Annotated in this window: 18 protein-coding genes, 2 pseudogenes and 1 riboswitch; of the genes and pseudogenes, 7 read left to right on the top strand and 13 right to left on the bottom strand. The window is 72.4% G+C overall.

The features are described from left to right. Positions 1-167: 167 nt before the first annotated feature. Positions 168-1,094 carry an ornithine cyclodeaminase family protein gene (locus IGA62_RS20365; protein WP_145819299.1) on the bottom strand — a complete coding sequence of 309 codons (927 nt, stop codon included), beginning with the start codon at positions 1,092-1,094 and terminating at the stop codon, positions 168-170. 106 nt (positions 1,095-1,200) lie between these two features. Then, positions 1,201-1,269: riboswitch (guanidine-III (ykkC-III) riboswitch) on the top strand. 60 nt (positions 1,270-1,329) lie between these two features. Between IGA62_RS20365 and IGA62_RS20360 the strand changes: the two genes are divergently transcribed. Both IGA62_RS20360 and IGA62_RS20355 read left to right on the top strand, forming a co-directional pair. Next, a complete protein-coding gene (locus IGA62_RS20360) occupies positions 1,330-1,644 on the top strand; it encodes a DMT family transporter (RefSeq protein ID WP_145819300.1) in 315 nt (104 codons plus the stop codon). A gap of 141 nt (positions 1,645-1,785) precedes the next feature. Further along, on the top strand, positions 1,786-2,028 hold the full coding sequence (locus IGA62_RS20355; RefSeq protein WP_145819301.1) for a hypothetical protein: 243 nt from the start codon (positions 1,786-1,788) through the stop codon (positions 2,026-2,028). Positions 2,029-2,318: 290 nt separating this feature from the next. On the opposite strand, the pseudogene IGA62_RS31040 reads toward IGA62_RS20355, so the two are convergent. Beyond that, positions 2,319-3,692 (bottom strand): annotated as a pseudogene (locus tag IGA62_RS31040) (FtsK/SpoIIIE domain-containing protein); the annotation flags it as partial. A 1,068-nt stretch (positions 3,693-4,760) separates the two neighbouring features. Then, positions 4,761-6,284, bottom strand: a pseudogene (locus tag IGA62_RS30985) (DNA translocase FtsK 4TM domain-containing protein); the annotation flags it as partial. A 124-nt stretch (positions 6,285-6,408) separates the two neighbouring features. Between IGA62_RS30985 and IGA62_RS20345 the strand changes: the two are divergent. Next, entirely contained in the window at positions 6,409-6,888 is a 480-nt protein-coding gene (locus IGA62_RS20345) for a type III secretion system chaperone family protein (protein ID WP_145819303.1), read from the top strand. Then, entirely contained in the window at positions 6,885-8,549 is a 1,665-nt protein-coding gene (locus IGA62_RS20340) for a type III secretion system chaperone family protein (RefSeq protein ID WP_145819304.1), read from the top strand. Before IGA62_RS20345 ends, IGA62_RS20340 begins: the two co-directional genes overlap by 4 nt. Positions 8,550-8,623: 74 nt before the next feature. On the opposite strand, the gene IGA62_RS20335 is transcribed toward IGA62_RS20340, so the two are convergent. The 5 genes from IGA62_RS20335 to IGA62_RS20315 all read right to left on the bottom strand — a co-directional run bounded on the left by IGA62_RS20335 (position 8,624) and on the right by IGA62_RS20315 (position 14,195). Continuing rightward, a complete protein-coding gene (locus IGA62_RS20335; RefSeq protein WP_091463211.1) occupies positions 8,624-10,312 on the bottom strand; it encodes a ribonuclease J in 1,689 nt (562 codons plus the stop codon). A 55-nt stretch (positions 10,313-10,367) separates the two neighbouring features. After that, complete coding sequence (gene dapA / locus IGA62_RS20330; protein ID WP_145819305.1) at positions 10,368-11,291, bottom strand: 4-hydroxy-tetrahydrodipicolinate synthase; 924 nt, start codon at positions 11,289-11,291, stop codon at positions 10,368-10,370. 124 nt (positions 11,292-11,415) lie between these two features. Continuing rightward, positions 11,416-12,159, bottom strand: a complete 744-nt coding sequence (thyX, locus tag IGA62_RS20325; RefSeq protein ID WP_145822110.1) for an FAD-dependent thymidylate synthase — start codon at positions 12,157-12,159, stop codon at positions 11,416-11,418. 223 nt (positions 12,160-12,382) lie between these two features. Next, complete coding sequence (locus IGA62_RS20320; protein WP_145819306.1) at positions 12,383-12,976, bottom strand: DUF2752 domain-containing protein; 594 nt, start codon at positions 12,974-12,976, stop codon at positions 12,383-12,385. Then, positions 12,966-14,195: a winged helix-turn-helix domain-containing protein gene (locus IGA62_RS20315; protein WP_145819307.1), complete on the bottom strand. Its 1,230-nt coding sequence runs from the start codon at positions 14,193-14,195 to the stop codon at positions 12,966-12,968. The genes IGA62_RS20320 and IGA62_RS20315 overlap by 11 nt, the downstream gene beginning before the upstream one ends. Before the next feature lie 77 nt (positions 14,196-14,272). On the opposite strand from IGA62_RS20315, the gene IGA62_RS20310 reads away from it, so the two are divergent. Next, entirely contained in the window at positions 14,273-14,827 is a 555-nt protein-coding gene (locus IGA62_RS20310; RefSeq protein WP_091463215.1) for a GNAT family N-acetyltransferase, read from the top strand. On the opposite strand, the gene IGA62_RS20305 is transcribed toward IGA62_RS20310, so the two are convergent. Continuing rightward, positions 14,723-16,009: a glycosyltransferase family 87 protein gene (locus tag IGA62_RS20305; RefSeq protein ID WP_145819308.1), complete on the bottom strand. Its 1,287-nt coding sequence runs from the start codon at positions 16,007-16,009 to the stop codon at positions 14,723-14,725. The two genes, IGA62_RS20310 and IGA62_RS20305, sit on opposite strands and share 105 nt — an antisense overlap. Positions 16,010-16,044: 35 nt before the next feature. Between IGA62_RS20305 and IGA62_RS20300 the strand changes: the two genes are divergently transcribed. Both IGA62_RS20300 and IGA62_RS20295 read left to right on the top strand, forming a co-directional pair. Next, positions 16,045-16,626, top strand: coding sequence for a GNAT family N-acetyltransferase (locus tag IGA62_RS20300; protein WP_145819309.1), 582 nt, complete (start codon positions 16,045-16,047; stop codon positions 16,624-16,626). A gap of 115 nt (positions 16,627-16,741) precedes the next feature. Then, the gene (locus IGA62_RS20295; RefSeq protein WP_145819310.1) at positions 16,742-17,119 is read left to right on the top strand and encodes a VOC family protein; all 378 of its coding nucleotides are present in this window, start codon (positions 16,742-16,744) and stop codon (positions 17,117-17,119) included. Positions 17,120-17,167: 48 nt separating this feature from the next. On the opposite strand, the gene IGA62_RS20290 is transcribed toward IGA62_RS20295, so the two are convergent. The 4 genes from IGA62_RS20290 to IGA62_RS20275 form a co-directional block, all read right to left on the bottom strand. Then, positions 17,168-18,067 carry a carbohydrate ABC transporter permease gene (locus tag IGA62_RS20290; RefSeq protein WP_145819311.1) on the bottom strand — a complete coding sequence of 300 codons (900 nt, stop codon included), beginning with the start codon at positions 18,065-18,067 and terminating at the stop codon, positions 17,168-17,170. A 1-nt stretch (position 18,068) separates the two neighbouring features. Then, a complete protein-coding gene (locus IGA62_RS20285; RefSeq protein ID WP_145819312.1) occupies positions 18,069-19,187 on the bottom strand; it encodes a carbohydrate ABC transporter permease in 1,119 nt (372 codons plus the stop codon). Positions 19,188-19,272: 85 nt separating this feature from the next. After that, the gene (locus IGA62_RS20280) at positions 19,273-20,520 is read right to left on the bottom strand and encodes a sugar ABC transporter substrate-binding protein (protein WP_145819313.1); all 1,248 of its coding nucleotides are present in this window, start codon (positions 20,518-20,520) and stop codon (positions 19,273-19,275) included. A 39-nt stretch (positions 20,521-20,559) separates the two neighbouring features. After that, positions 20,560-21,555, bottom strand: a complete 996-nt coding sequence (locus tag IGA62_RS20275; protein ID WP_145819314.1) for a LacI family DNA-binding transcriptional regulator — start codon at positions 21,553-21,555, stop codon at positions 20,560-20,562. Positions 21,556-21,664: the final 109 nt, after the last annotated feature.

Raw genomic sequence — 21,664 nt, 5'->3', positions numbered from 1 at the left:
GCTGTCGGACGACTGCTCCAGGTCGCGGCGCGGCGTCAGACGCGCCGCGCTGGAGCTGTCGGAAGAGGTGGCAGACACCCCCCGAGGGTACCGGGCGCGGCGGGGCCGCCCACCGACGCCCGGTCACGCGACCGGCCCGGCGCGCACCAGCCGCGCTACGCGTCCGGTCATGCCACCACGGTGGCGGCGAGCCGGACGAGCCGGTCGAGGAGGAAGACCTCGGTGCCGCTCAGCCCGACCGAACAGAAGACGCTCACGTCGTCCCGACTGGCCCGTCCGGCCGCCGCGCCGGCCAGCACCGCGCCCAGGTCGGCCAGCCGTCCGGCGTACGGTGGCCGGGCGGCGAGCATCGGCGGGTCGTACGCGGCGGCCTGGGTGGGTGAGTCGGTGACCAGCACGTCGGCGGCGTCCAGCAGGTCGGTGCCGAACTCGGTGCGCCCGTGCTGCTTGAACCCGACGGTGTTGACGTGGGTGCCCGGGGCGACGTCCCGGGCGTCGAGCACCGGGGTCGCGCTGGTGGTGGCGAGCACCACCACGTCGCGATCCCGCACCGCCTCGGCGGCGGTGGACACCGCGCGGGCCGGCACGCCCAGCTCGGCCCGGACCCGGGCGGCGAACCGCTCCCGACCTGCCGGGGTACGGCAGTGCACGGTCACCTCCCGCAGCGACCGGACCGCGGCGACGGCCCAGACCTGGCTCCACGCCTGCCCACCTGCCCCGATCACCCCGAGGGTGGTGGCGTCCGGCCGGGCCAGCACGTCCGCCGCGACCCCGCCCAGTCCCCCGGTCCGCCGGGAACCCAACTCCTCGCCGACGGCCACCGCCCGCACCGCCCCGGTACGACCGTCGTGCAGCACGACGAGCTGCTCCGCCTCCGGATGGCCGAAGGTGTCGTAGGAGCGGAAGCCGTACCACTCGCCGGTGAGGTGGCCGGCGGTGAGCACCATCCGGCCCCCGCCCAGCGGGGCGGACGCGCGGGGCGGGGCGACCAGCCGTCCCTCGTACGCGGCCAGCAGGGCGGCCCGCATGGCGTCGACCGTGCCGGGCGCGTCGAGGACCGCGGCCACCTCCCGGTCGGTGAAGAGCAGAGTCATGCGTCAATCCTTGAACATGAAGGTACCTTCAGGTCAACCCCGTGGTCCCGATCACCCGCTCCCGGTCGACACCGGCCCACGCCCCCGCACCGGTGCTACGGTCGGCCTCGGCACTTGCGACCAGGGTGTCCCGGACGAGTGGTGGGCGTACCCGGTCACGCGAAGACGCCCCCGGACAGTGGTGGTCCTCGACCCGTCCGGGCCGGTCCCGGGCGCCTGTGACAGGGGTGACGTCATGGCCTGGCTCGTACTCGTGGTGTCCGGACTTCTGGAGACGGTGTGGGCGATCGCCCTCGACCGCAGCGCCGGCTTCAGCCGTCCCCTACCCACCGCGGTCTTCGCGGTCACGCTGGTGCTCAGCATGGCCGGGCTGGCCTACGCGCTCCGGGATATCCCGGTCGGCACCGGGTACGCCGTCTGGGTGGGCATCGGCGCGGTCGGCACCGCGGCCGTCGGCATCCTGGCGCTCGGCGAGTCGGCCAACCTGCCCAGACTGGCCAGCCTGCTGCTGGTGGTGGCAGGCGTGGTGGGACTGAAGGTGTTCCACTAGCAGGGCCGGTTGCCGCCCGTCTCCGGTCGTTGCCGCCCGCCGCCGAACGGGACGGGCGGCTGCTCCGCCGCGACGCGTAACGGCTGGGTCGAATGGGTAGAGACCGGTCGACGACATCGGTTTTCGTACCCGGAGGACGACATGGCGAACATGCACAGCACCGCCCGCCCGCGCAGCAACGCCGCACGCATCTGCACGATCCTGGCCTTCGTCTTCGCCGTGCTCGCGGTCTTCATCTCCCCACTGCTGTTCGGGGTGGCGGGCCTGGTGCTCGGCATCGTCGGCGCGGTACTCGGCGACAAGCCGCTCGGCTGGTACGCGGCCATCGCGAGCGTGGTCGGCGCGCTCGTCGGCGCCCTGCTCGTCGCCGCCCTGATCAACTAAGGACCTCCCGCCCACCCGGGCGCGTACCCACGGGCCCGCCGGTCTCCGGCGGGCCCGACGCATGTACCGGCCCCGAAAACCCACGTCGGGGTGGGGCGGTTGGGGCCTGGATTGGATGCAGGGGGCCCTTCCTCGACAAATAGCGGTAGGAAGGGCCCCCTGCAACCACCCGGGCGGGGCGGTGCGGTGGTGCGGCGGTGCGGCGGAGCGGGGGGCGGTGCGGAGCCGCGGGGGTGCTGCGGGGCGAGGGGGTGCTGCGGAGCGGCGGTGCGGCGGAGTTGCCGGCCGGGTCAGCTGTCGGCGGGCTGGAGGGCGGCCAGCGCCTCCTCCAGCTCGTCCGGCTTGACCAGCACGTCACGGGCCTTGGAGCCCTCGGACGGGCCCACGATGCCCCGGGTCTCCATCAGGTCCATCAGCCGGCCCGCCTTGGCGAAGCCGACCCGCAGCTTGCGCTGGAGCATCGAGGTGGACCCGAACTGCGAGGTCACCACCAGCTCGATCGCCTGCACCAGCAGGTCGAGGTCGTCGCCGATCTCCTCGTCGACCTTCTTCTTGTTGTCCTGCGCCGGGGCGAGCACGTCCGGCCGGAACTCCGGCTCGCGCTGGTCCTTGCAGAACTTGACGACGTCGGCGATCTCCTGTTCGGTGACCCAGGCGCCCTGGATCCGGATCGGCTTCGACGCGCCCATCGGCAGGAAGAGGCCGTCGCCCCGGCCGAGCAGCTTCTCCGCGCCCGGCTGGTCGAGGATGACCCGCGAGTCGGCCAGCGACGAGGTGGCGAAGGCCAGCCGGGACGGAACGTTCGCCTTGATCAGACCGGTGACCACGTCGACCGACGGGCGCTGGGTGGCCAGCACCAGGTGGATGCCGGCGGCCCGGGCGAGCTGGGTGATCCGGACGACCGAGTCCTCCACGTCGCGCGGGGCGACCATCATCAGGTCGGCCAACTCGTCGACGATCACCAGCAGGTACGGGTACGGCTTCATCTCCCGCTCGCTGCCCGGCGGGGCGGTGATCTCGCCGGTGCGCACCTTGCGGTTGAAGTCGTCGATGTGCCGGACCCCGTTGGCGGCGAGGTCGTCGTAGCGCATGTCCATCTCGCGGACCACCCACTCCAGCGAGTCGGCGGCCTTCTTCGCGTTGGTCACGATCGGCGTGACCAGGTGCGGGATGCCCTCGTAGCTGGTCATCTCGACCCGCTTCGGGTCGATCAGCAGCAGCCGTACCTCGTCCGGGGTCGCCCGGGTCAGGATCGAGACGAGCAGGGAGTTCAGCAGACTCGAGTTGTGCGTCGGGACGAGGGAGCGACCGGCGAGATACAGATGGCTCGGGCTGTCGACCTCGATGCACCGCACCGGTACTGACGGAACCGGTCGAACACCGACAATGTAGCGACGCGCGACGCTGGGACGACTCGCGTTGATCTGACGGCTCAGCTTCCGGGTCAGCCGGAAGACCTTGTCCTGAGGTGTGAAGTGGATCCGATAGCAGACGGAGGATTCCGGACTTCTTCCCGCCACCGCCTTCGTCGTCATCGTCGCCTGATAGCCGAGACCGAGGACGAGTTCGAGGGCATCCCGGGCAAGCCGCTCGTTGGTGAGCGCGAGTTCCACGCCACCCCGCTTCGAGACAGTGCCGTCAGTGTCCAGCAGACCGGCGAGCAGTGCCCGCCGTTGCGCCTCGGAGGCCCGTAGATAGGCGGGTGGGATGTGCTTCGCACCGATCTCACGAAGGAGCGCCCGTAACGTCCGGTACGGCCTCTGGGGGCGGCTGGGTGGCGCATCCGGTGTCTCCCAGCCCGCTTGCCCTGACTGTTTCCGCGCGAGGTACAACGCAGTGATCGACACGCCGACGTGTCTGGCCGCTGCCGGCCCACTCATGCCGCGATCGACGAGCAGCAACGCTTCGGCGATTCGCCGGCTCCTGTCCATCCGGTTGGAGAGGATGTACTGGATCTTGCCACGCGGGTGTTTGGTGACCTCGTAGCCGTCCAGGCGGATCTGCTCCAAGATCTCGCGGTCGGCGCAGGTCAATGCTGCGGAGCCGGTCGTCCCGTCACCCAACCAACAGCCAAGGGTGTAAGGGGCGACGGGAAGCTCCTGCTCGGGACACTCCAGTGGGCCGGCGACGGCGACGGCGTGGTTCGCCCACTCTCCGTTCGGTCCCACCCGGAGGGTCTCGGCGATCTCCTTCGTCGTCACCGTCGACTCGTCATACGACTTCCTGGTCACCGACCGGCCCGGATGGAGCACCCGAAGGGACAGCGCCCGGTACACCCCGTGCCGGGAGTAGGTGGGGACCCATCGGGTGATCAGGCGGCCGCCCCGCTCGTAGGGCGCTCGACTGAGTACCTGCTCCTTGGGAACGCCGCGAAGAATCTGATAGAGGGTGTTCTTGAACTGCTGGCCAAGATCCGTCAGTACCTCGCTGCTGGAGACTGGACGATCTGGCTCCGCCAGCACCTCGGCCGCGCGACGACTCACCAGGTCCCGGTCCGGGGCCGCCCAGTAGGAGCCGTCCCTCCACTGATGCCTGCGCTGGGTCCGTTCCGCCCGCGTCGTGGTACGCCACTCGTGGTCGGCATCCGCCACGATGACGGTGCCATCGGAGAACTCCACCTCGTAGCAGGGACGGTCGTGCATGACCGGCGTCGCGGCCAGCACCCGACACGGCCGACCGTGTTCGTCGAACACCTGGTCGCCAACCCGCAGCTCGCCCATGCTGGACCAGCCGTCAGGGGTGGCGATCGGAGTGTCCAGGGCCAGCGCCTTCCCGGCACCGGTGGCCCCGGCCACCAGGATGTGCGGCATCTTCGCCAGGTTGGCCACCACGTAGCCGCCCTCGATGTCCTTGCCGAGGGCGACCAGCATCGGATGGTGGTCGCTGGTGGCCGCCCGGGAGCGCAGCACGTCGCCGAGGGCCACGTTCTCCGGATCGGTGTTGGGGATCTCCACGCCGACCGCGCTCTTCCCCGGGATCGGGCTGAGGATCCGCACGTCCGGGGACTTCACCGCGTACGCGATGTTGCGGGAGAGCTGGGTGATCCGTTCGACCTTCACACCGGGGCCCAGCTCGACCTCGTACCGGGTGACCGTCGGCCCCCGGGTGAAGCCGGTGACCTCGGCGTCCACCCCGAACTGGTCGAACACCCCGGTGAGGGCGGCGATCACCTCGTCGTTGGCCTTGCTCCGGGTCTTCGGCGCGGCCCCGGTGTTGAGCAGGTTGGCCGGGGGAAGGGTGTAGTCGCCGGCCAACCCGGTGAGCGCGAGTTGCTCGGCCCGGGTGGGCGGCACGGAGTGCTCCGGCGGCTCCGGCTTGCGCCGGGCTGCGGGTACCCGGGCCGGCGGCTTGCGGGGCAGCACCAGGGTCTCCTGGAGGTCGACGTCGTCGGCGTAGGCGTCGTCGGTCTCCGCCGGGTCGTCCGGCTCCGGCGGCGGCGCGGACTTGCGGGCCGGACGGCGGCGGGCCGGCTTCTCGACCACCTCCACCACCTCGACCTCGTCCACCGCCGGGGCCGGCGGCACGCCGAGCACCCCACCGGTGAGCAGGCCGAGCCGCTCGGGGACCTTGTTGATCGGCGTCGCGGTGACCACCAGCAGACCGAAGACCAGCAACAGGATCAGCAGCGGTACGGCCACCCAGGCGGTGACCGCCCGGTCCAGCAGCCCGCCGACGCCCATGCCGACCAGGCCACCGGCGTAGTCGCGCTGCACGTGGTCGACCGGGTCCTGTCCGATGTGCAGCATCGCGGCGGTGGCGACGATCATGGAGCCCCAGCCGACCAGGCCGCGTCCCCGGTGCGCCGGGTCGGCGGGCTCGCGCATCATCCGCCAGGCGCCGATGGTCAGCAGCACGGGCACGATGATGGAGATCGCACCGAGGAAGAGTCGGACGCTGTCCGCCAGCCGGGCCCCGACCGGTCCCGCCCCGGAGAACCAGATCGCCACCGCGCTGAGGATCGCGAGCCCGAACAGGAGCAGGCCGGCACCGTCGCGCCGGTGCTCCGGGCCCACCTCACGGGCGGTGGCGGCCTGCCGGCCCGCGGCCCGGACCGTCCACCCGACACCGTGCGCGAGTCCCATCCAGACACTGGTGATCGCACGGCCCAGGTAGGCGCCGGGCGCGGGCCGGGCCGCCGGACGGCGGCTCCGGGCGGTCGCGCGGGTCTTCTTGGCCGGCTGACGGGCACGGTTGTTCGTGGTACCGCGCGGCGACGCGCCGCGTCGCCGGCTCGCCTGAGAGGTACGGCCCGCCATAGAGTCACGGTAACGGCGCGACCCGGTAGTTCGCCGCTTTTACCGTCGTGTCCGTGCGTCGCAGCGCGCTGTCGGCACTCAGCCGTGATATTCGCCTCAGGAACCTCAGGGAGGGGTGCCGCCGATGGTGCCGCCGGAGTTCGGGGACGGCCCGGAGGGCCCGCTGGGCGGACACCCGCACACGCTGCGTCCGCTGACCGGGGAGCTGGTGGCGGCGGTGCTGGCCACCCGGGGGTACGCCTGCCGCCCGGACACCGACGGCAACCTGGTCGGCCGCTGGGGGACGAGCCTGGTCTGGTTCCGCCGGCTGGGCGGGGCCGGTGAGGTGCTCCAGGTGCGGACGGTCACCGCGCCGCTGTTCGGGATCGAACACGTTCCGGCGCTGCGCGCCTTCTGCAACGACTGGAACCACTCGCGGTACTGGCCGAAGGCGTTCGTCGAGGTCGACGACGACGGGCGGGCCCGGGTCTGCGGCGAGGTCATCACCGACCTGGAACGGGGAGTCACCCCGCACCAGCTCGACCAGCTCCTCGACCGGGGCATCTCGGCCGGCTGCCGGCTGGCCGCCGCCGTGGCGGAACTGACCGACGGGGCCCGGGCGTGAGTGGCGACGCGGGGCGTGCGGCGCTCGACGCGGCCCGGGACCTGCCCGACGGGGAGGAGAGGCTCGTCGAACTGGAACGGATCGCCGCGCACGCCGACGCCGCCGGGGACGTCCGGCTCGGCGTGGACGCCCGGCTCGTACTGATCGAGACGCACCGGTACCGGGGCGAGCGGTGGCGACTGGTCGAACCGCTGGACCGTTGTCTCGCCGCGGTGGACCAGCATCCCGCCCTCTTCGACGCCGACGACGTCGCGATGCTGCGCAGCGGCCAGCGGGCCGCCGTGGAGGCGCTGCCCGCCAGCCCTCGGATCGGGCTGGACCAGGCCCGTGTCCTCCTGGACGACCTCGACCGCCGGCTGGGCGGGACGGAGCCCGGCACGGTGGCCGAGCTGCGCTGCCGGCTCGCCGACCACCTGGGGGACGAACCGGCCGCCCGGGAGTGGTACGCCCGGTGGCGGGCCGCCGGTCCGGGGCGCGACTGCGCCGCCTGTGTGGCGGTACGCCAGGCCGAACTGCTCACCGGTTGGGGCGAGTGGGCCGAGGCGGTACGGATGCTGGAACCGGTGATCGCCGACCCCGGCGACTGCACCGACCAACCGGAGGCCGCCCTGGTCGCGCTGCTCCTGCCGTACCTGCGGCTGGGACGGCACGACGACGCGGGGCGGGCGCACGTGCGGGCGTACCGCCGGCACCGGCGGGAGTGGACGGCCTTCGGGCACCTCCCGGCGCACCTGCTGTTCTGCGCGCTCGGCGGGCACCCGGCGCGCGGGGTGGAGATCCTCGTCGAGCAGTTGCCCCGGCTGGCCCGGCCGGTGGACGAGCGGTCCGCGATGGAGTTCACCGCCGCGGGTGCCCTGCTCTGCCGGCTGGCCGCCGAGTCGGGTGTGGGTCACCCGTCCGGGCCGGTCGACCCGGGGCCCGCCCGGACGCCGGGGCGGACGCTGGGCCTGGACCACGCGACCCGGCTGGCCGAGGCGTTCGGGCTGGTCCGGGTGACCCCGCCGGGCGGCACGCCGAGCCTGGCGGCGCTCGGCGGGGAACTGCTCGCCACCGCCACCGACCTCGCCGGGCGGTTCGACGCCCGCAACGGCACCGGGCACCAGTCCGGCCGGATCGCCGCCCGGCTGGCCGAGCGGCCGCTGACCACCGCGCCGCCCCCACTGCCGGCCGATCCGGTGGCCGACGACCCCGCCGGCCCCGGTGCGTTCGACGCCGGCTCCGGTCCGGAGCCGGCGGACGACGTCCCGCCGGACGAGCCCGCCCCGCTGACCGTCGCCGTGATCGTCTCCGCCGTGGAGCGTCGGGGTGACCGGTGTGCCGTCGAGCCGGGTGGCACCGTGGTCGGCCGCTGGGGTGAGGCGGTGATCCGGTTCGAGCGGGTCGGGACGCGGGCCGAGATCCTGCACGCCCGGGTGGTCGCCACCCGTCGCCTGCCGGTCGGCCGGCGCGCCGAGGCGTACGAGTTCGTCAACGCCTGGAACCGCGACCGGCTGCTGCCGAAGGCGTACGTGCACGAGGTGGCCGGCGGCGAACTGGTGCTGGCCGGGGACGTCACCACGGACCTGGCCCACGGGGTGGCGCCGGCGCAGGTGGAGGTGCTGGTCGAGGCGGTGGTCAGGACCGGGACCGCGTACGCCGACGCGGTGGCCGCCCTGCCCTGAGCCCGCCGGCCCGCGCTGGTCGCCGGGGCCTGAGCCCCGGGTGGTCCGGCGGGCCGCCGGACCACCCGGGTGGGTCAGACCTCGACCACGAACGGGACGATCATCGGCCGACGACGGTACGCGTCGTTGACCCATCGACCGACCGTCCGCCGGACGATCTGCTGGAGCTGGTGCGGGTCGGTGATCCCGTCGGAGGCGGCCCGGTTCAGCGCCTCGGTGACCAGCGGCACGACCGCGTTGAACGCCGCCGGGTCCTCGGAGAAGCCCTTGGCGGAGACGGTCGGCCCGCCGACCACCTTGCCGGTGACCGAGTCGACCACCACGGTGCAGGCGATGAAGCCGCCGTCGCCGAGGATCCGCCGCTCGGTCAGCAGCGACTCGCCGACGTCCCCGACGGCCAGCCCGTCGACGTAGACGTAGCGGCTGGTCACGTGCCCGACCAGGCTGGCCCGGCCGTCGACCAGGTCGACCACGTCGCCGTCCTCGCAGAGCACCACCCGGTCGGGGTCGACGCCGGACTCGATGCCCAGCCGGGCGTGCGCCCGCAGGTGCCGCCATTCGCCGTGCACCGGCATCAGGTTGCTGGGCCGGACCACGTTGAGCAGGTAGAGCAGCTCACCGGCGGGCGCGTGGCCGGAGACGTGCACCTTGGCGACGTCCTTGTGCACCACCACCGCACCGGCCCGGGCGAGCCGGTTGATCACCCGGTACACCGAGGTCTCGTTGCCGGGGACCAGGGAGCTGGCCAGGACGACGGTGTCACCGGGGGCGATGGTGATGTGCCGGTGGTCGCCGCTGGCCATCCGGCCGAGCGCGCTCATCGGCTCGCCCTGCGAGCCGGTGGACATCAGCACGATCCGTTCCGGGGGCAGGCTGGTCGCCTCGTCCAGGCCGACCACCAGTCCGGGTGGGATGTTGAGCAGGCCGAGGTCGCGGGCGATGCCCATGTTGCGGACCATGGACCGGCCGATCAGGGCGACCTTGCGGTCGTGCTCGGCGGCCGAGTCGAGCACCTGCTGCACCCGGTGCACGTGCGAGGCGAACGAGGCGACGATGATCCGGCCCTTCGCCTTGGCGAAGATCGAGTCGAGGACCGGGCCGATCTCCCGCTCCGGCGTGACGAAACCGGGGATCTCCGCGTTGGTGGAGTCGGACAGGAGCAGGTCCACGCCCTCCGCGCCGAGCCGGGCGAACCCGGCCAGGTCGGTGATCCGGCCGTCCAGCGGGAGTTGGTCCATCTTGAAGTCGCCGGTGTGCAGGACCAGCCCGGCCGGGGTGCGGATGGCCACCGCGAGCGCGTCCGGGATGGAGTGGTTCACCGCGAAGAACTCGCACTCGAAGGGGCCGAGCCGTTCCCGGCCCCCCTCCCGCACGGTCAGGGTGTACGGCTCGATCCGCCGCTCGGCCAGCTTCGCCTCGACCAGGCCGAGGGTGAACTGGGAGCCGACCAGCGGGATGTCCTGCTTGTGCGCGAGCAGGTACGGCACCGCGCCGATGTGGTCCTCGTGCCCGTGGGTGAGCACGATCGCCTGGACGTCGTCGAGTCGGTCCAGGATGGGGGCGAAGTCGGGGAGGATCAGGTCGACGCCGGGCTGCTCCACGTCGGGGAAGAGCACGCCGCAGTCGACGATGAGCAGCTTGCCGTCGTACTCGAAGACGGTCATGTTCCGCCCGATGGCGCCGAGCCCGCCAAGCGGGATGATCCGTAGACCACCCTCCGGAAGCGGCGGGGGAAGTTCCGCCTCGATGTGCGCCTCGGTCACGCAGCCACCTCATTCTGCGGGGCCGGCATCCGGCGCCCGCCGTGTCGTGTCGTCATCAGGGTAGGTCCAGACCCGCTGCCGTGCAGTCGGCACGGAGCTGGGCGATCTCGTCGGCGGTCGCGTCCACCAGCGGCGGGCGGACCGGCCCGGCCGGCAGTCCCGACGCCTTCAGGCCCGCCTTCACCAGGATCGTGCCCTGGGTACGGAAGATCCCGGTGAACAGCGGCAGCAGCCGCCGGTGCAGCGCCAGGGCGGTCGCGGTCTCCCCCGCGTCGTACCGCTCGATCATCTGCTTGGTCAGCGCACCCGTGAAGTGGGTGGAGGTGCCGACCAGGCCGACCCCGCCGACGGCCAGCAGCGGCAGGGTGAGCGCGTCGTCACCGCTGTAGACCGCCAGGTCGCACCGGCTGGTCACCCAGCTCGTGGCGGTCAGGTCGCCCTTGGCGTCCTTGACGGCCACGATCCGGCCGTGCTCGGCGAGCCGCACCAGGGTGTCGGTGGCGATGGCCACCCCGGCCCGGTGCGGGATGTCGTAGAGCATCACCGGCAGGCCGCTGGCGTCCGCGACCGCGGTGAAATGGCGCAGCAGACCGGCCTGCGGCGGCCTGCTGTAGTACGGGGTCACCACGAGCAGCCCGTCGGCACCGGCCTTCTCCGCCGCGGCGGCCAGCTCGATGGTGTGCCGGGTGTCGTTCGTGCCGACCCCGGCGACCACCCGGGCCCGGTCACCGACCGCTTCGACCACGGCCCGGACCAGGCGTTCCTTCTCCGCGTCCGTGGTGGTCGGCGACTCGCCGGTGGTGCCGTTGACCACCAACGCGTCGTTGCCCTCGGAGTCGACCAGGTGGGTCGCGAGCCGGGCGGCGCCCTCGAGGTCGAGCGAACCGTCGGAGGTGAACGGGGTCACCATGGCGGTGAGCAGTCGCCCGAAGGGACGCGACAACGCCCGCTCCGAGGCGACAGGGTGGTCGTGGGTCATGCTGACAACCTAGCAACCGACCGGGACGCCTCCGGCGGGGAAGGGCTCAGCGGGGTCGGCCGGCCGGACACCGCCGGCCCACGCACGCTCGCCGTGCCGGCCCGGCCACGTTCGGCGTACGTCGTCAGGACCGCTCGGCGTACGGGCTCGTCGCGACCTCGGTGCCGTCGGGCAGGGTCGAGACGACGAAGTCACCGAAGACGTTCGGCGCGACCCGCTGGAGCTGCCGCAGGCACTCCACGGCCAGCTCGCGGATCTCCACGTCGGCGTGCTCGGTCGCCCGCATCGCGACGAAGTGCCGCCACGCCCGGTAGTTGCCGGTCACCACGATCCGGGTCTCGGTGGCGTTCGGCAGCACCGCGCGGGCGGCCTGCCGTGCCTGCTTACGGCGCAGGGTGGGGTTGGGCTCGTCGACGAAGCGCCGTTCGAGGCCCTCCAGCAGCTCGTTGTACGCCCGCACGCTCGCCTCGGTCGCCTCCACGAAGCGCTTGTGCAGCTCCGGGTCCTCGGCGATCACCCGGGGCTCGACCATCGCGGCGTCCCGCTCGGGCACGTACCGCTGGGAGAGCTGGGAGTACGAGAAGTGGCGGTGCCGGATCAGCTCGTGGGTGAAGGAGCGGGACACGCCGCTGAAGTAGAAGGTCACCGAGCCGTGCTCCAGCACCGACAGGTGGCCGACCTCGAGGATGTGCGCCAGGTAGCCGGCGTTGCTGGCGGTGGCCGGGTTCGGCTTGCTCCAGCTCTGGTAGCAGGCCCGGCCGGCGAACTCGGCGAGCGCCTGCCCGCCGTCGGCGTCGGTCGACCACGGCACGTCGTCGGGAGCCTCGAAGTGGGTCCACGCGACGAGCTTGACCTGAGGTTGCACCATCTCCGGCATTCCTCGGACTGTAGTGGCCCCACCGGCGTCGACTGAACCCGACCCACCTGCCGCCACCTGCGGATTCACCGCCGACCCCACCCGCTTCGCCGCGTGCGTGTTCCATGTCTCGCCGGGTCGACCCCGGCGATGGAGGCTGCCGTCGACCACCCCGTACCCCGCGACGTCACGCGCCGCCGGAGGGGTCGGCGTGGTTCCGCCGGATGCGGCCCGCTCAGACGTAGAGCGAGGTGAAGGGGACCCAGGGCAGGTTCCGGGCCACCGAGAAGACCAGCCAGGCGACCAGGAAGCCACCGATCATCTTCGGGCTGATCCGCAGCTCCGGCAGTCGCCAGCCGAAGGCCTGCTTCGCCCCCCAGGCGACGAAGAGGTACGCCAGGAAGGGCAGCGCGAAGACGAACAGGAAGTGGTGCCGCGCGGCGGCGGGCAGGTCGGCGTGGAGCACGTACCAGAGGGCCCGCGTACCGCCGCAACCCGGACAGTCCAGCCCGGTGGTGAGCTTCAGCAGGCAGGTGGGCAGCGCGTCGGGCGCGGCCCGCGTCGGGTCACTGACCAGGGCGTACGCCACGCCGACGCCGACGCAGCCGAGGGCGGCCAACGGCACCGCCCAGCGGGGCGCACGGTCGTAGAGGCCGACCACGAAACGGGTGAACCGGTCCGGCTCGGCGACCTGGACCGCGCCCGCCGGCCAGTGCGGGTGCGGGTGCGGGTGCGCGGCCGGGCTGGCCGGCGTCGGGTCGGCCGGTGGAATCGGCGGGGCCGGCTGGGCGGCCGGTCCGTCAACGCTGGTCACGTGCTCACCGTACACCGGCCGTGCCGGCCAGCGCGGCGGCGAGCGGCCCGGCCAGGTCCCCGCCGGCCGGAGGCGCGACCGCGTCCAGCCCGAGCCAGCCGGCCAGCCGGTACAGCTCGGCGGCGAGGGCGAGCGCGGTCTCGCCGGGATCGACGCCGGGTTCGGCCCAGGCCGCCGGCACCAGCAGCACCCTCGCCTTCCGGTCGGCCTTCAGGTCGACCCGGGCGGTGAACCGGTCGCCGGAGAGGAACGGCAGCACGTAGTAGCCGTACACCCGTTTCGGCGCGGGCACGTAGATCTCGATGCGGTAGCCGAAGCCGAACAGCCGCTCGGCGCGGGCCCGCTCCCACATCACCGGGTCGAAGGGACTGACCAGGGTGTTCGCCCGGATCCACCGGGGCAGCCGGGCCTGCGCGTGCAGGTACGCCGGCTGTCGCCAGCCCTCCACGGTGACCGGGGTCAGCTCCCCCGCCTCGACCAGCTCCGCGACGGCCTGCCGGGTGCCGGCCGCCGGCAGCCGGAAGTAGTCGCGCAGCTCCGGTTCGGCGGCCACGCCCAGGCAGCGCGCCGCGACCGCGACCAGGGTGCGGTACGCCTCCGCGTCGGTCGGGGTCGGCGCGTCGAGCACCTCGGCGGGAAGCACCCGCTCGGGCAGGTCGTACCGGCGGGCGAAGGCGGTCGTCCGGTCGGCGGCGGTGACCTCGCCGGCCCAGAAGAGGTACTCCAGGGCCTGCTTCACCACCGACCAGTTCCACCCCCAGTTGCCGGTCTCCCGGGGCGCGTCGTGCTCGATCTCGGCGGCGGTGAGCGGCCCCCGGGCGGCGACCTCGTCACGGACCCAGGCGACCAGTTCCGGCTGTTCGCGCACGATCCGCCGCATGCCACCCCAGGCCTTCTCCCGGGCCAGCGCCATCCGCCACCGCAGCGCCGGGTGCAGCTCCACCGGCACCAGCGACGCCTCGTGCCCCCAGTACTCGAACAGGTCCCGGGGCGGGCGGTAGGCGGCCCGGTCGAGCAGGTCGGTCGGGTACGGCCCGAGGCGGCTGTAGAGCGGCAGGTAGTGCGCGCGTTGCAGCACGTTGACCGAGTCCATCTGGATCAGCCCGACCCGGTCGAGCACCCGGCGCAGGTGCCGCCGGGAGGGCACGCCGGCCGGCGGCGGGTCGGCGAAGCCCTGGGCGGCCAGTGCCACCCGTCGGGCCTGGGCGAGGGAGAGCGATTCCGGTGCGGCCATCGCCGGCACCCTAACCGAGCGGTACGACACGAACGAAAGCACTGGACCACAGGCCCGTTCGGGCATAGAACGGTCAGATGCGCACCATCCGCCGGGAGGAGCCCGACGACGCCGAGGCGGTCGCCCGGGTGCACGTACGGGGCTGGCAGGCCGGTTACGCCGGGATCATGCCGCCGGAGGTGCTCGGCCGGCTCAACGTCGCGGCGTGGGCGCAGCGGCGGCGGGACATGGCCACCGCCGATCCGGAGAACCCGTTCACCACCCTCCTCGCCGAGGCCGACGGGCAGGTCACCGGGTTCGCCACCTTCGGCCCGTACCGGATCAACCAGAGCCGCGCGGAGCTGGACCCGACCTGCGGTGAGGTGGTCGGGCTCTACGTCGACCCGGCGTGCTGGGGCGACGGGACGGCGGTCACCCTGCTGTCGGCGGCGCGGGCCGGGCTCACCGACCGGGGGTGGACGACCTACCGGGTCTGGGTGCTCGCCGACAACGCGCGGGCCCGCCGGTTCTACGTGCGGGCCGGGCTGTCACCGGACGGCGAGGAGTCGACCTATCCGGTACCGCGCTCCGGTGGGCGCGCCCCGCTCGCCCTCGCCGAGCTGCGGTACGCCGGCCGTGTCGACGGCGGCTGAGCCGGCCCCCTGGGTCGGTGCGGGCCGGCGGACCGGCAGGGCCACCAGGAGCGCGAGGCTGACCCAGACGTAGAAGTTGCTGAACACGAAGCCGTCCACCCCGCCGAAACCCCGCTCCCAGTGCCAGACCAGCCGGCTGATCAGCACGAGGTACGCGACGGCGGCGAAGGCGAGCAGCCCGCGTCGACGGCGGCCACCGGCCGGCGCGGCCATGGCGTTGTCGACCAGCAGGATCAGCGCCGGAATCAGCCAGACCAGGTGGTGCACCCAGGTCACCGGGCTGACCAGGCACATCACCACGCCGGTCAGGGCGAACCCGGTGGCCTCGTCGCCGACCGACACCGCCGCCCGGCAGCGGCGGGCCCAGACCAGCAGGGTGACCGCGACCAGCAGCAACCAGAGCAGGGTGCTCGGGTGCCCCGGGTCGAGCCGGGCCACCACGCCCTGCAACGACTGGTTGGAGATGAACGCCAGTTCCCCGATCCGGTCGGTGTTCCAGAACGCCTGGGTCCAGTACTCGCGGGAGGCGTCCGGGAAGAGCGCGGCGGCCAGCAGGGTGGCCCCGCCGGCCACGGCCGTCGCGGTGGCCGCGGCCCGCCAGCGGCCGGTGACCAGCAGGTAGACCAGGTAGATGCCGGGGGTCAGCTTGATCGCGGTGGCCAGCCCGATCCCCACCCCGAGCCAGCGGCTGCCCCGTGGGGCGAGCCAGAGCAGGTCCACCGCGACCAGGAAGAGCAGCAGCATGTTGACCTGGCCGAAGTTGACCGTCTCGCGCATCGGCTCGAAGGCGGCGGCCAGGCAGAGCGCCACGGCCAGGGTGAACCAGCGGCTCCACCCGGCACGGACCGCCACCGGGTCGAGCAGCCACCAGATCACCACGGTGCTGGCCAGCACGCTGAGGGTCACGCTGACCAGGATCGCGGCGTTCCAGGAGAGGTACGCCATCGGCAGCATGGCCAGGGCGGCGAACGGCGGGTACGTGAAGCCGTACTTGCTGCGGGGCTTGAGGTAGTCGTAGACCTCGCCGCCGTCGTGCACCCAGTAGGTCAGCGCGCCGTGGTAGACCTCCAGGTCGAAGAAGCCGTGCCGAACAGCTGCCACGGAGAGGAAGAGGGCCACCGCGATGGCGAGCCCGATCACGCCCGCGACCTGTGCGACCGTCCGTCTGGCACCCTGGGGCACCGTCGCCTCCCTCGCCCTGCGTAGGCTTGCGTCCCATGGCTCTCGGGTACGTCCGCCCGGCGCGTCCCGAGGACGCCGGCGAGATCGCACGAATCCAGCTCGCGACCTGGCGGGTCGCCTACCGGCGGATTCTGCCACGGCACGTGTTGGACAACCTGGACGAGGCGTACCTCGCCCGACGGTGGACCGCCGCGGTGCAGGAGCCGCCGTCGGCCGCCCACCGGGTGCTGGTCGCCGTCGAGCAGGCCGAATCATCGTATCTGGTGGGCTTCACCGCGTCCGGTCCGGCCGACGCGGAGGCGCTCGCCCCCGAGGAGCCGGCGGAGTCGCTGGGGCCGGACGTGGTGGCCGTGACCGACCTGCTGATCGAGCCGCGCTGGGGTCGACGCGGGCACGGCAGCCGGCTGTTGGCGGCGGCCGTCGACCACTGGCGGACCGACGGCTTCACCCGCGCGGTGGCCTGGGCGTTCGAGGGCGACGAGGCGACCCGGAAGTTCCTCACCGGCACCGGCTGGGAGCCGGACGGCGCGGCCCGCGCCCTGGACGTCGACGACATGCTCGTGCCCCAGCTCCGCCTCCACGTCGGGGTGCCGACCGAGCCGGTTCCGCAGGGTTGACGGGTCACCGGGCCGGGTACGCCGACCGGAGGCCGTGCCGCGCGTACGACACCGGGGCCGACCCGGACCCGTTGACCAGACGGACGCCGCGACCACGGCCGGAACGGAGACGACCATGTTCAGGGACACGCCGGCGTTCAGCGGCTTCTCGGTGGACGACACCGACCGCGCCCGGGAGTTCTACGAGCACACCCTCGGCCTGCGGGTGTCGCAGACCGGGGGTACGGGCGGGCTGCTGACGCTGCACCTCGCCGGGGACCGGAACGTCCTGGTCTACCCGAAGGCGGACCACACCCCGGCAGCCTTCACGGTGCTCAACTTCCCGGTCGACGACGTCGACCGGGCGGTCGAGGAGCTGACCGGGCGGGGTGTGCGGTTCGCCCGGTACCCGGGGATGCCGCAGGACGACAAGGGGATCATGCGCGACAACGGGCCGACCATCGCCTGGTTCACCGACCCGGCCGGCAACATCATGTCCGTCATCGAGCAGTAGTGGTCCGGTGGTGGTTCCCGGCCCACGGCGCGGGAACCACCACCGTCCTCAGCCCTTGTCGGCGCCGTCGTTGGCGTCCCGGACGAAGTAGCGCTGGAAGACCACGAAGACGATCGCCACCGGGATGGTGGCCAGCAGCGCCGCGCCGAGCTTGAGCGGGTACTGCGTGCCCGCGCCGAGCGACCCGCTGACCAGGTCGGCCAGCCCTCGGGGCAGGGTGAACAGGTCCGGGTCCTGGACGGCGACCAGGCTGTGCGGGAACTCGTTCCAGGAGCCCTGGAACGACAGGATGGTCAGCGTGATCAGGGCCGGTTTCGCCATCGGCAGCACCACCGACCAGAAGGTCCGGAACGGGCTGGCCCCGTCGATCCGGGCCGCCTCCTCCACGCTGACCGGGATCGACTCGAAGAACTGCTTCATGATGAAGACCCCGGCCGCGTCGGCCAGCAGCGGCACCACCAGCGCGGCGTGGGTGTCGTACATGCCGAGCTGGTTGAGCACCAGGAACTTCGGGATCAGCAGCACCACACCGGGCACCGCCATGACCGCGACCACCGCCGCGAACAGCCCGGCCCGGCCCCGGAAGCGCAGCCGGGCCAGGGCGTAGCCGGCGAGCGAGTCGAAGAACACCCGGCCGGCGGTGACCAACACGGTGACCAGCACCGAGTTGCCCATCCAGAGCGGGAACTCGGTGCCCTCGACGATCCGCTGGAAGCCGGCCAGGTCGACCGGGTCGGGCAACGGGGAGAGCGGGTTGGCCGCCGCGTCCGGCTCGGTCTTGAACGAGTTGGCGATCTGGATGACGAACGGGTAGAGGAACACCAGCCCGAAGAAGACCAGGGTGGCGTACCCGAGGAAGGTCGTCGCCAGGCCACGCGCGCCGCCGGGGCGGCGACGGGCGGTCACCGGGGCCGACCGAGGGCCCGCCGGCCCGGTCACCACGGCCATGTCAGGACCTCCCCGGTACGCGTCGACGCCACGACCGCCGCCCGACCTGGTCCTTCTCCCGCATCAGCCGGCGTTGCCCGAGGGTCAGCAGGATGATGATCAGGAACAGGACGAACGAGATCGCCGCGCCCGAGCCGTACTCGAAATCCCGGAACGCGGTCCGGTACGACAGGTATGCCGGGGTGAGCGTGGTCTTGGCCGGGTCGCCCTGGCTCATCACGTACACCTGGTCGAAGACCTGCCAGGTGCCGATCAGGCCGAGGGTGACCACCAGGAACGTGGTCGGCTTCAGCAGCGGCAGGGTGACGTGACGGAACCGCTGCCAACGGGTCGCCCCGTCCAGGGTGCTCGCCTCGTCCAGGGCCACCGGCACGTTCTGCAACGCGGCGAGGTACATCAGCATGAACGTCCCGGAGGTGGTCCAGACCACCAGCGTGATGATCGAGACCATCGCCACGCTGGGCCCGGAGAGCCACTCCCACCAGGTCAGGCCGAACGGGCCGCCGCCGGTCAGGGCGGCCGGCGGCTGGTCCACACCGACCGTGCCGAGCAGGATGTGCAGCACCCCGCGGGCGTCGGCGAACCACTGCGGCCCGTCGACGCCGAACGCACCGAGCAGCGCGTTGACCGCTCCGGAGTTGGCGAACAGGAAGAGGAAGACCACGCTGATCGCCACCGAGCTGGTGACCGAGGGAAAGTAGAACGCCGACCGGAAGAACGACTTCCCCCGGAGCATCCGGTTGTTCACGACCAGGGCGAGGCCGAGCGCCAGCGCGGTCTGCGTCGGCACCACGATCGCCACGTAGTAGAGGTTGTTCCGGATGCTGGTCATGAAGTCCCGGCGGGCCAGCCCCTCCTCGGTGAACAGCCGGGTGTAGTTGTCGGCTCCCACGAAGGGCACCTCGGACGTGAACGGGCTGCCCTGGCCGTTCCAGCCGGTCAGGCTCACCCAGAACGCCATCAGGATCGGCAGCAGCAGGAACAGCCCGAGGATCGCCACCACGGGCGCCACGAAGAGCCAACCCGCGAGGGTCTCGTCACCGCGTACGCCGCCGCGACGTCGCCCGCCGGGCGGCGCGGCCGACGGGGTGGCCGGCGCGGCCGGCGCGTCGATCGCCATCTTCCCTCCCTCCTCCCTCCGGGGGGTGGGATGCAGGGGCCCCCTGCTCGTCAAAAAGCGGTAGCAAGGGGCCCCTGCATCCCCCTCAGCTGCCGCCGAGCGCCGCCTTGGCGTTCTGGTCGAAACGGGCGAGGATCGCCTTCGGGTCGCCCGTGGCGAGGGTGTTCAGGCCGGTGTCGAGGTCCTTCAGGACGCTGTCCATCTTGGGGGCGTTCACCGGCCCCTGGGCGTACTCGGCGCCGTCGATGAACGGCTTGTCGTTCGGGAACTGCTGGGTGTACTGGTCACGGACCGACTGCCGGGACGGCATCACGCCGAACGCCTTGGCGAAGGTCATCTGCTGCTCGCCGGCGGTCATCGCCTCGACGAACCTGATCGCCTGCTCCTTGTGCTTGCTCTTGGCGGCGATGCCCCAGCAGTTGGTGAAGGAGAGGGTGCCCTGCCCCTTCGGCCCGGCCGGCAGCGGGACGACCTTGTACTTCACGTTCGGGAAGTCGTTCTGGAGGGCCCCCTTGATCCAGTTGCCCTCGATGGTCATCACCGCCTTGCCCTTGCCGAACGCCTCGCCGCCCCAGCCGGCGTCGAGCTGCTTCGGGTAGCGGGCCAGCCCCTCGGCGAGCAGCGTCTTGACGTAGCCGAGCGCCTGCACGTTCTCCGGGGTGTCGCCGGTGGCCTGCTTGCCGTCCTCGCTGGTCAACCAGCCGCCGGCCTGCACCATGAACGCGCCGATCCGGTCCCGGGTGTCGGCGACCACCAGCGGCACCTGCCCGGCCGCCTTCAGCTTGCGGGAGGTGGCGGTGAGCTGGTCCCAGGTGGTCGGGATGTCGGCGTCGGTGAGGCCGGCCTTCGCCCAGAGGTCGGTGTTGATCTGGAGGGCGAGGGTGGAGAAGTCCTTCGGCACGCAGTAGAACGTGCCGTCGTAGGTGAACGTCTGCCGCAGGCTCCCGTAGAAGTCGTCCGGCTTGCTGATCTTGTCGCCGTACGGTTCGAGCGCGCCGACGCTGGCGTAGTCGGCGAAGCGGCTGGCGTCGACGTAGAAGACGTCCGGCGGGTTACCTCCGGCGAGCGCCTGCCCGAGCTGCTGGGTGAGGTCCTGGGCCGGGGTGACCGTGGCGGTGTTCCCGGAGGCGCCGGCCCACTTCGCCGCCGCTTCCTGCACGGCCTTGGTCTCGGCCTCGCCGGAGGAACCGATCAGGATCTCCAGCTTTGCCGGGCCGCTGGACTGGGCCTCGTCGCCGGAGTCGTCGAAGCCGCTGCCGCAGGCCGCCGAGCCGAACAGGGCGGCGACGGCCAGGCCGGCCACCGCCGCGCGGCGGATCGATCGAGGAGCCATCTCTACTCTCCTGGTGGGGGATTCGGGTGGGGGAAGGTGTCACGCGGTCTGCCGGAGCACCAGGCGGGGCTTCAGCAGCACCTGGGGGTGGATCTGTCGGGGGGTGTCGTCGAGCAGGCCGGCCAGCAGTTCCACGCACCGCACCGCGGCCTGGTGCAGGGGCTGGCAGACGCTGGTCAGACCGACCGCGGCGGCGACCGGGGTGTCGTCGAAGCCGATCACCGGGACGGCGGGATCGGCGGCGCGGACGGCCTGGAGGGCACCGAGGGCGAGCGAGTCGCTGACGCAGATCAGGGCGGTCGCCGGACGGGCCGCATCGAGCAGGTCACGGGCGGCGCGCTCACCCTCGACGATGCCGTCCTCGGTCCGCCGGTCCAGGTCGACCGGGTCGACCCCGGCGGCCCGCAGGGTGTGCTCCCAGCCGAGGCGTCGGTCGTCGCCGACCCCGGAGCCGACCGGCCAGCCGACGAAGCCGATCTGCCGGTGGCCGAGCGCCAGCAGCCGCCGGGTCGCCTGGGCGGTGCCGTCGGCCCCGTCCACGTCGACCCACGGGTGGGCGGTCGGGTCGTCCCAGGGTCGTCCGAAAGTCACGAAGGGCACGTTCCGGGCGGCGAGCCAGGCGGTACGCGGGTCGCCCCGCTTGGTGCCGGTGAGCACGAAGGCGTCGAGGTCGTACGCGCCGAGCAGGTCGTCGTACTCCCGGATCTCCTGCTCGTCGTCGACGGCGGTGTAGAGCATCACCCGGTAGCCGGCGGTGCCCGCGGTCTCGGAGAGGCCGTGCAGGAAGCGGTCGAGCACGGAGCCGTTGATGCCGTCCCGGGTGGGTTCGATGCGCACGGCGATCAGCCGGGACCGGCCGGTACGCATCTGCCGGGCGGCCTGGTTGGTCCGGTAGCCGAGGGCGTCGATCGCCTCCTGCACCCGCTGCCGGGTCTCCTCGCGGACGACGTGCGGGGCGTTGAGCACATTGGAGACGGTCTGACGGCTGACCCCGGCCCGCCGGGCCACCGTCGCGATGGTCACCTTCTGTGCCACGAAATCCCTCTCGCCATCTTGAACGTTCCAAACTGGATAAGGCAGGATTGGATCGTTCAAGTTTCTGGAATGTTTCGCACTCTGCACTCCCCGAAACGATCTGTCAAGA

The organism is Micromonospora sagamiensis (assembly GCF_014680085.1).
Classification (GTDB): Bacteria; Actinomycetota; Actinomycetes; order Mycobacteriales; family Micromonosporaceae; genus Micromonospora; species Micromonospora inyonensis.
The sequence above is the reverse complement of the archived record's forward strand: the minus strand, read 5'-3'. Positions and strand labels throughout refer to the sequence as shown.